This is a genomic window from Saccharomonospora halophila 8 (assembly GCF_000383775.1).
Lineage (GTDB): Bacteria > Actinomycetota > Actinomycetes > Mycobacteriales > Pseudonocardiaceae > Saccharomonospora > Saccharomonospora halophila.
The window spans coordinates 59408-66447 of record NZ_KB912506.1 but is presented as its reverse complement, the minus strand read 5'-3'; the positions used below and the strand labels follow the sequence as shown (position 1 = coordinate 66447).

At 71.6% G+C, this 7040-nt stretch carries 7 protein-coding genes and 1 pseudogene; 4 read left to right on the top strand and 4 right to left on the bottom strand.

Annotated features, from left to right (window positions below):
- Nucleotides 1-303: 303 nt before the first annotated feature.
- Nucleotides 304-549, top strand: coding sequence for a cellulose binding domain-containing protein (locus tag SACHA_RS0106330; protein WP_232211824.1), 246 nt, complete (start codon nt 304-306; stop codon nt 547-549).
- Between the two features lie 139 nt (nt 550-688).
- Here the strand turns inward: SACHA_RS0106330 and SACHA_RS20625 are convergent, their stop codons facing one another.
- Nucleotides 689-1312 (bottom strand): TetR/AcrR family transcriptional regulator, encoded by a 624-nt coding sequence (locus SACHA_RS20625; protein ID WP_019808084.1) that lies wholly within the window; start codon nt 1310-1312, stop codon nt 689-691.
- 65 nt (nt 1313-1377) lie between these two features.
- On the opposite strand from SACHA_RS20625, the gene SACHA_RS0106315 reads away from it, so the two are divergent.
- The 3 genes from SACHA_RS0106315 (at nt 1378) to SACHA_RS0106305 (ending at nt 4574) form a co-directional block, all read left to right on the top strand.
- Nucleotides 1378-2781: an MFS transporter gene (locus tag SACHA_RS0106315; RefSeq protein WP_019808083.1), complete on the top strand. Its 1404-nt coding sequence runs from the start codon at nt 1378-1380 to the stop codon at nt 2779-2781.
- Between the two features lie 76 nt (nt 2782-2857).
- The gene (locus SACHA_RS0106310; protein WP_019808082.1) at nt 2858-4270 is read left to right on the top strand and encodes a hypothetical protein; all 1413 of its coding nucleotides are present in this window, start codon (nt 2858-2860) and stop codon (nt 4268-4270) included.
- 118 nt (nt 4271-4388) lie between these two features.
- On the top strand, nt 4389-4574 hold the full coding sequence (locus tag SACHA_RS0106305) for a PspC domain-containing protein (RefSeq protein WP_019808081.1): 186 nt from the start codon (nt 4389-4391) through the stop codon (nt 4572-4574).
- A 132-nt stretch (nt 4575-4706) separates the two neighbouring features.
- Here the strand turns inward: SACHA_RS0106305 and SACHA_RS0106300 are convergent, their stop codons facing one another.
- From SACHA_RS0106300 to SACHA_RS23745, 3 genes and pseudogenes are all read right to left on the bottom strand, one after another.
- Nucleotides 4707-5138 (bottom strand): Hsp20/alpha crystallin family protein, encoded by a 432-nt coding sequence (locus tag SACHA_RS0106300; RefSeq protein WP_019808080.1) that lies wholly within the window; start codon nt 5136-5138, stop codon nt 4707-4709.
- Nucleotides 5139-5340: 202 nt separating this feature from the next.
- Complete coding sequence (locus tag SACHA_RS0106295; RefSeq protein ID WP_019808079.1) at nt 5341-6162, bottom strand: hypothetical protein; 822 nt, start codon at nt 6160-6162, stop codon at nt 5341-5343.
- 233 nt (nt 6163-6395) lie between these two features.
- Nucleotides 6396-7040, bottom strand: a pseudogene (locus SACHA_RS23745) (N-6 DNA methylase); the annotation flags it as partial.

The following is a 7040-nucleotide window of genomic DNA, read 5'->3' as shown; positions in this document are numbered from 1 at the left end:
GCTGCCGCTACCCCGGCGGGTGCCCGGGCTCCCCCGCGGGAGGGTGGCCGCGGGACTGGGCGCGGTGACGCTGGTCACCGTCGGAGTCGTCCTCGGTGCGGTGCTGTCGGGAACCGGCGGCGGCGAGGACGGCGGTCGGGACGCCGACGCGGCCGGATCCCCGAATTCCCCGGGTGGGGCCGCACCCTCGTCCCCCACCGCGTCCTCCGGCGGCACGGACACCTCCGACCGGTCCGCGCCGGGCTGCACGGCGCGGACCGGGTGGTCAACTCCTGGCCGGGCGGGTACCAGGCGGAGGTCACCGTGCGGACCTCGGGACAGGCGCCGCTGTCGGGCTGGACCGTGCGTTGGACGCCCCCACCCGGCCACGGGATCGCCCAGGTGTGGAACGGCGCCCTGGCCCGGAACGGCGCGGAGGTCGTGGTGCGCGACGCGGGATGGAACGCCGTGGTTCAGCCGGGGCGGACCGCGGACTTCGGTTTCCTCGTCCGCACGCCCGACCGCACCGCGCCGCCCCCCGAGAGCCCGGACGGGTTGACGTGTGAGTAGGTCGTGCGGTCGGGGGACGACGAACCCGGAGGATGCGCCCTGACGGAGTCCGATCGGGAGGACGCCGGGGCCGCCCGGGCCTGCGGATTCGCCGCGCTCGGCCGCGAGCCCTGACCCGGAGTCCCGAACCGGGCTCCGCTCACCGCCGGGTGCGCGCCGCATCTCTCGGCAGCACCCGGTCCAGGTGGGACCGCAGGACCCTGTCGGCGGCCCCGACGTCGTGCAACCCGACGAGCACGCTCGTGCCGAGCCCGTGGGCCAGCGACACCAGGTGGGTCGCCTCCTCCGCGGGATCCAGGGTCCCGGGCATCTCGCCCCGCGCGCCGGCCGTGCGCAGAAGGTCGGTGAGCTGGCGCTCCAGACGGTGCGGGCCCGCCACGAACGGCCGCGCGGCGAGGTCCGCGTCCGTCATCGCGAGCACCGCGTAGGACGTCCACACGAGGTGGAACACGCGGCTCTCGTCGTCGGTGGGGAGCGCCTCGGCGAGGAACTGTTCCACCACGTCCCGGGTCGAGTGCTCCGCGGGGAGTGCGGCCATCCGCTCGGCCCAACGGCGGTGGCTGCGTTGTTCGAGTGTCTCCAGTGCGGAGTGCAGGAGCGCACCCTTCGTGGCGAAGTAGTACTGCACGAGCCGCAGGGAGACCCCCGCCTCGGTCGCGACCGCACGCATCGTCACGGCGGGCAGTCCGGCCCGGCCCGCGAGGCGCAGCAGGGCCTCGAGGATCTGGCTGCGCCGCTGTGCGTGGTCGACGACTCTCGGCACCGGTGACTCCTTCCGCCGGTTATGATACAAGCGTATTTGATACGTTTGTATCAGGAAGGCTGGCCTTGATCATCCTCATCCTGGCGTGCGCGGCACAGTTCATGGTGGTGCTCGATGTCTCGATCGTGAACGTGGCCCTGCCGTCCGTGGAGGCGGAACTGGGGCTCTCCGGAGCGGAGGCGCAGTGGGTGGTCAACGCCTACACGCTGGTGTTCGCCGGACTGTTGCTGCCCGGTGGGCGGATGGCCGACGTGTACGGCCGGGGATGGGTGTTCTCCGCGGGCGCGGTGCTGTTCTCGGCGGCGAGCCTGCTCGGTGGGACGGCGTCGTCGGACACCACGCTCGTGATCGCCCGAGCCGTGCAGGGACTCGGGGCGGCGTTGCTGTCCCCGGCGACGCTGACCCTGCTGACGACGACGTTCGGCGAGGGCGATCCCCGGCGGACACGGGCGTTGGCGGTCTGGGCGGCGGTGGGCATGGCGGGCGGCACCGCGGGCAACCTCCTCGGCGGGGCGCTCACCGAGTTCCTGTCGTGGCGCTGGACACTTCTGATCAACGTGCCACTCGGTGTCGTGGCGGTCGGCGCGGCGCTGTGGAAGCTGCCCACCGACCGGCGCGGCGGACCCCGGCCGTCACTCGGCCTTCCCGGCGCTGTGCTGGCCACCTCGGGCCTGGCGACGCTGACACTCGGGATCGTGCGTGCCGGTGCGGACGGGGCTTTCGCGGGGGCCGCGGCGCCGCTGATGGTGACCGGTACGGGGCTGCTCGTGCTGTTCGCGCTCGGGGAGCGCAACCTGGCCCGGAACCCGCTGGTGCCCGCACGGGTTCTGCGTGCGGGGTCCGTCGCGCGCGGCAACGTCGTCCTGCTGTTCGCGGGCGCCTGCCTCATCCCGATGTGGTTCTTCCTGTCGTTCTCGATGCAGGAGGTACTCGGCTTGGGGCCGTTGGCCACGGGACTCGGCTTCCTGCCGCACACGCTGCTCGCGATCGCCGTCGGGGTCGTGCTCACCCCGCGGCTGATGCGACGGACGGACGCGCGCACGCTGGTGGTGGTCGGTGCGTTGCTCGCGGCGACGGGATTGTTGTGGCAGAGCCTGCTCGAACCCGGTAGCGGCTACGTCGCGGGGATACTCGGCCCCGCCGTACTGATCGCGACGGGATCCGGTCTGCTCAACACGCCGGCCACGACACTGGTCACCGCGGATGTCCCCACCGCCGACGCCGGTGCCGCGTCCGGTCTGATGAACACGACGAAACAGCTGGGTGGTGCGCTCGGTCTGGCCGTGCTGGTGGCCGTGGCGGGGCTGCCCTCGCGGGACGGGGACGGTGCGGGCCGAGCCGCGGTGAAGTCGGTGTCCGCGAGCCCGCACGGCACGGCTTTCGTGCTCATGGCGGGCGTACTGGTGGTCGCGGCGGTGTGCGCGGCGTCGCTGCCCCGGGACGGGGCGGGCCGCCCGCTCAGCGGTTGACGTCCGGAACGGCGAGGTGACCCACCGTCGTCCGGGGCGCCGAGTAGGAGGCCGCCCGGCGGGGTAGCCGCGTCCGGTGAGTGACACGGACGACGAGACTCCCCGGACCGAGCACCCCGCGGAAAACACCCCGGACCGGGAAGGCGACGGCGACGGGGAACGCCCGAGGGTCAGGGTCGGGCTCATCTCCGACCCGGGTCTGCCCACCGACTTCCTCGGCCCGCTGGCCGATGAGCTCGCCGGCGACCTGCGGACTCACATCACGGGAGACTTCGACTGGGAGGTCGAGCACCACAGCCAGCCGCTGGTGCTGGACACCACCGGCAACGTGCCGATCGTCCGGCTGGCCGACCGGATCCTGCCCTCGCGTGGGTGGGATCTCGTGGTGTTCCTGACCGATCTGCCCCGGCGCCTGGGGACCACCCCGGTGGTCGCGGACCTGAGTATCGGACACAGCACCGCGCTGATCTCCATGCCCGCGATCGGCGGGGTCGGGATCAGCAAGCGGTTGCGCGACACGTTGATCTACCTGGTCGGCGAACTGGGACGTGCCCGCACGTCGTCCGGGGGTGGCGAGTGGATGCGGCACCGTGCGGGCGGCAGGTTCACCCCGGTGCGCTGGACCGACAATCCGGCCGAGGAGATCGAGGCCGCTCTCGCCCTGACCGGCTGGCGGGGACGGGCACGGCTGCTGTCCGGGATGGTGCGGGACAACCGGCCGTGGCGGTTGGTTCCGGAGCTGTCCACGGCCCTGGCCGCCGGGTTCGCCGTGGCGGCGTTCGGCATCTTCTACAGCAGTATCTGGACCCTGGCGGACTCGCTGAGCCCGATACGTCACCTGGTGATCAACATTCTCGCCGTGGTGGCGATGGTGGCCTGGCTCATCTACTACAACAATCTCTGGCAGCCCCGGGAGGAGCTGCGGGAGAAGGCCTGGCTCTACAACGCCGCGACCGTGCTCACGCTTTCCCTCGGTGTCCTGGCGGCGTACGTGACGCTGTTCGTCGTCACGCTCGTGGGCGCGTTCGTGGTGATCGAGCCGAACTACCTCGGGAGCACTCTCGGGCATCCGGCGAATACGGGCAGCTATCTCATTCTCGCCTGGCTGTCCACCTCGATGGGCACGGTCGCCGGTGCGGTCGGTTCCAGTCTGGAGAGCGAGCAGGCGGTCCACCGCGCGACCTACAGCAAACGCGAGCGCGAACGCCGGGAGAGTGAGCAGCAGCAGGAACAGGAACGGCAGGAACAGGAACGGCAGGAACAGGAACGACAGGAACAGGAACGGCAGGAGCAACAACAGCAGGAGGAGAAGGAGCATCGGCAGGAGGGGGAACAGCAGGAGGAACAGGACCGGGGAGACCGGGAGATCCGGGAGCAACGAGACCGGGAGGAACGGGAGCAGCAGAAGGAGTCCGAACAGCAGGGGGAACGGGACCCGGGGGTCCGTACGGCGCACCGGGAACAGGACCGGGAGGAGAATGGCCGGTGACGGCCGGAGCGACGGCACCACCGGGCGATGAGCGCGACTCCCCGCGCCGGGGATCCCGGGGTTGCGGTCCGGGTCGTCCCTGATGCGCGGCGGGGGCCGCACCGCCGACACTGGGGACATGACGACGACCGGCGTGCGGAGATCACGCGACGACAGGATGATCGGCGGAGTCTGTGCGGGCCTCGCCCGCCGCTTCGACATGCGCCCGCGGACCATGCGCCTGCTGTTCGTGCTCTCCTGTCTGCTTCCCGGGCCGCAGTTCGTGCTCTACCTGGTGCTCTGGATCGTGCTGCCGGAGGACTGACCGGGCCCCGGCCGACGTGCCGAGCCGATTACGACTTGCGGATCCGGCGGTGGACGGTTCAGCATCCACCGCCGACCACACCGGTGACCGGAGCAGGGAAAGGGCGGCGGTCCCACGGGCCCGCCGCCCCCCTCATGCGTCGATCGTCGTGCGCCCGGATCCGCCGGTGACGGCGATCCTGCGGGGTTTGGCCCGCTCGGCGACCGGGATCCGCACCGTCAGGACACCGTCGTCGTAGTGCGCGGAGATGTTGTCGGTGTCGAGGGTGTCGCCGAGGAACAGTTGCCTGCTGAACACCCCACGCGGACGTTCGGCCACCTGGACGTCGGCGTTCTCGCCGAACTCGTCCCGGCGCTCGGCCCGGACCGTCAACACGTTGCGCTCCACGCCCAGGTCGATCGACTCGGTGGCGACCCCGGGGAGATCGAACCGTACGACGAACTCCTCGCCCTCGCGGTAGGCGTCCATCGGCATCGCCGTCGGCCGGGTGTTCGTCCCGTCCCCACCGAAGACCTGCTGGGCCAGCCGGTCCAGTTCCCGGAACGGGTCCGTACGCATCAGCATCGTTGAATCCTCCTTCTCGCGCTCGGAGCATCCCTTGATGTAGTGCAGTTTCTTTATATCCATGGACTCAAGTTTTGTCAAACAGCAGGCTCACATCACCTGATGGGTCAGCATGGTGTGTTGCGTCGGGGAGCCTCAGAAGCGGTGCGGCCTCCGACACGGTGGGGCCGCACCACGTCCGGATGGAGGAACCGACCCGGTATCAGCACTCCCGGACGCGCCGTGCCTCCTCGACCGGGTCGGCGGCGAGCCAGCCCCCGTCACCGGGGGGCCGCACGTCGATCATCCGGGCGAACAGGTCGACCACCGCGTCCTCGATCCCGGCGGCGATGTCGGACAGGACCCGGTCGACCGGGTCCCCGGCCGTACGGACGACGGGATCCCCGGTCGTGTGGCCGCACACGGCGAGCAGCAGCGCCTGCTCGACCGTCAACCGCAGTTTGCCGCACTCGGGCAGGAACTCCCGGGCGATCGCCATGGTGCCGACGACGGCCGCGTCCCCCGCGTTGGCCGAGAGCCTGCGGGACAGTTCGAGGGTGAGGTCGGTGCGGTACGCACGGTGGTGGCGCCAGCGTTCCGAGTTGTACAGCCCGTGCAGCGACCGGCGGACGGCGGCCCGTGGTCCGGACATCGCCTCGGCGGCGTCGGCGACCGAGAGCACCGGGGCGTGCTCGGTCAGGCTCGCCGCGGCCAGGTCCAGGCCGGGCACCGGACCCAGCCAGGTGGGCAGGTAGACCCGCACCAGCCAGTCCATGGCGAGCCGGGAACGGTCCTCGTCGCAGCCGTCCCCCGCGGTGTCGACGAGTCCGGGCACGAACCGCTTGAGGCCCTGGCGCTTGTCGTGCGGCAACCGGGCGCACAGGGCCGAGCCCGTGCGCAACAGCACGGTGGAGACACAGCCCGGTTGTGTGGAGTGCTCCTCGTCGGCGAACCACGCCACCGCCTCGGGCAGGCAGACCCGGTTCGACCGGCTCGGGTTCGGGGAGCGGGTGAGAGTGATCGCGGTCAGGTCGAGCGCAGACATGGTGGCTCCTTTCCCGCGTCGGCGGAGAAAGTGCGGATCGATCCGCTTCCTTCACGATCGCCGAGGTCCCGGGAGATCGGCAAGTCCGTCCACCCGGACAGTCGCCGATGCCGACCGTGGAACGGGAGCCGAGTGCGAACGTCCGGTTCTGCCGAACTTCCCAGGGCACGGGCCGCACGCATTCCCGCGCCCTCGGGTTCTCCGCCCGCGTTCCGCCGCGGACCCGAGGTGGTTCACTCCCCGGGTGCGAGCACCCCCCAGGCCAGACCGTCGGTGAGCTGCCGGGTCAGCGTGTCCGCGGTCGCGGCGAGGTCGTGCAGCGTGGCGTCGAACTCCGCGAGCTGCCGGAACACCGCACCCAGCCGGCGTTGCCGCTCCAACGGCAGCACGGGGATCTCGATCCGCCGCACGTCCAGGCGGTGTACCCCGGACGTCGTCGTGCTCCGCGCGCGGGCGTTGCCCCCGGCGCGCAGCTGGCCCGCGAGGAAGTGCACGTCGAGCTGTTCCGGGTCGACGCGGATCAGCTGGAGGTTCGGGCCGAGCACCAGATCGTCGGTGTCCACCACCCGTGCCCTCGTTCGGCCGTCCCCCGCCGCCACGAGCGGCACCACGAGGTCGCCCGGCACGAGCCGGACCGGATCCTCCTGTTCCGTGCGGGCCAACCGGGCGGTGGGTTCCGCACCCGCGGCGACGTCACGTCCGGTGAGCACGCGCGGTCCCCGGGCGTCCGCGGTGTCGTCGGTCTCGAGTGCGCCGGAGGAGGTGCGCAGCACCACGGCCTGTGCGCGGGCGAGGTCGTGCACCGTCGTCGTCGCGCGGGCCTCCTCCGTCCCCGCGGTCACCGCGGGCAGGGACCGGCCGAGGTCGGCCAGTGCCCG